The following is a 1,989-nucleotide window of genomic DNA, read 5'->3' on the forward strand; positions in this document are numbered from 1 at the left end:
TCTGATTTTCAGCTCCCCCTATTACTGTGCGACTTTTTGTTTGTGTTTGTTGAACTGTTGGTCGAAGAGGTTTTTGAAGGGGCCGTTTTTCTGCATGAGTTGGTCGAGGTTTCCCTGTTCGGCGATAGCGCCGTCCTGGATGACGATGATCTTGTCTGCCTCCAGCACGGTTGACAGGCGGTGGGCGATGACGATGACGGTGACATCCTGTGTCAGGGCGTCCAGCGCCTCTTTGACCAGCGATTCCGATTCCGCGTCCAGCGCGCTTGTGGCCTCGTCCAGCAGCAGGATCTCGGCCTTGCGCAGAATGGCACGGGCAATCGCGATGCGCTGTTTCTGGCCGCCCGACAGAAAGGTTCCGTTCTCGCCCACCGGGGTCTCATAGCCCTGCGGCAGGTCGGTGATGAACTGATGCGCATGTGCGGCCCGGGCTGCCGCGATCACCTCTTCGTCGCTCGCATCGGGCGCCGAGCAGCGCAGGTTGTCCATCACCGAGGCCGAGAACAGGAACGTATCCTGACCGACATACGAGATTTTCCGCCGCAGCGAGGCAAAGCTGACATCCCTCAGGTCCCGGCCATCGATCTCGACGCTGCCCTGATCGGGGTCGTAAAACCGCATGATCAGGCCAAACAACGTGGATTTGCCACCACCGGACTGGCCGACAAGGGCGGTGGTTTTCCCGGCCTCGAAAGTGGCGCTCATGTTGTCGATCACCGGCACCGTGCCCTGATAGCCAAAGGTCACATTGCGCAGCGTGATCTGTCCGGGGCCGTCACTCAGGTCACGGGCCCGGGGGCTTTCCACCATCGTGTCCTCCTGATCCAGCAGGCTGAACAACAGGCCGACCCCGACCATGCAGGTTTCAATCTGGACCCGCATCCTGGACAGGCGCTTGGCAGGTTCATAGGCCATCAGCAAAGCGGTGATGAAGGACATCAGCTGACCCGCGGTCGGCTGTTCGGTGCCCGCGATGCCCATCGTGCTGACAATGAGAACCCCGGCAACCGCCAGACCGGCCAGAAACTCCATCAGCGGGCTGGCAATGGCCTGCAGCCGGGCGATGTCGTTCGAGCGCTGTTCGACCTTCCGGATCGCGGTCTCCATTCGGTCGATCATGCGATCTTCAAGCGCAAACACCTTGATCACCTTGATCCCCGCCGAGGTCTCCTGCAGCACCCGGATGATCTCTGCCAGCGATTTGAACTCGGCCTGCATGATCGAGCGCACGCTTTTCAGCAGATACCGCACCCCCAGCAGGGCAATCGGGCCCACCACAAAGAACATCACCGACAGGACCGGCTGCTGATACACCATGACCACAATCAGGCCGACCAGGGTCAGGGCATCGCGGACAAACCCGGTGACCAGAACATCGATCAGGCTCCGGGCCGATTGCGCGCCATTGGTCGTGCGCATCAGCAGATCCGACGATTCAGTGGTCGAGAAGAACGACACTCCGTGCCGGACCAGCTTGCGGTACAGCTTCTCCTGCTGCTGGGCCACAATCCGGTTGCCCGCGCGTGCCAGAAAAACGGCCTGAATATACGAGGCCACCGCCTTGGTCAGGAACAGAAGCACAACCCCCAGCGCAATGACATGCACCCATCCCCGCAATTCCGGGCTGGTCATGGCATCGATGATATATTCCATCATGTAAGCCGAGCCGGCGGTGGTGACCGCCACCGCGATCATCGCCAGGATCGCTATGCCGTAAAGCCCGCCCTGCGCATAAAAGCTCTCACCGACAAGCCGGCCCATATAGCCCGATCGCCACTTGTTCCAGGCGCGCTTCATCATTGCGTTCTCCAAATCCGTGAAACGGTGCGCACGCCCAGATACCCCATATCCCGCCGCGCCTAAAGGACAGATGCAACCCTGCGGCAGACCAACCCATCCCAACATCCAAACACGCTAAATAAGACCTAACCACCAAACCCGCAACCAATACCAAATACTCAAGCAATCCATAACCGCAATCGAACGGCT

Annotated in this window: 1 protein-coding gene; it reads right to left on the reverse strand. The window is 59.8% G+C overall.

Features of this window, described 5'->3' with window-relative positions; all coding sequences use genetic code 11:
- Window positions 1-21: 21 nt before the first annotated feature.
- Window positions 22-1,800 carry an ABC transporter ATP-binding protein gene (locus ACR0BK_RS20320; protein WP_480556061.1) on the reverse strand — a complete coding sequence of 593 codons (1,779 nt, stop codon included), beginning with the start codon at window positions 1,798-1,800 and terminating at the stop codon, window positions 22-24.
- Between the last annotated feature and the right edge of the window lie 189 nt (window positions 1,801-1,989).

Source organism: Ruegeria sp. AF1, assembly GCF_056542125.1.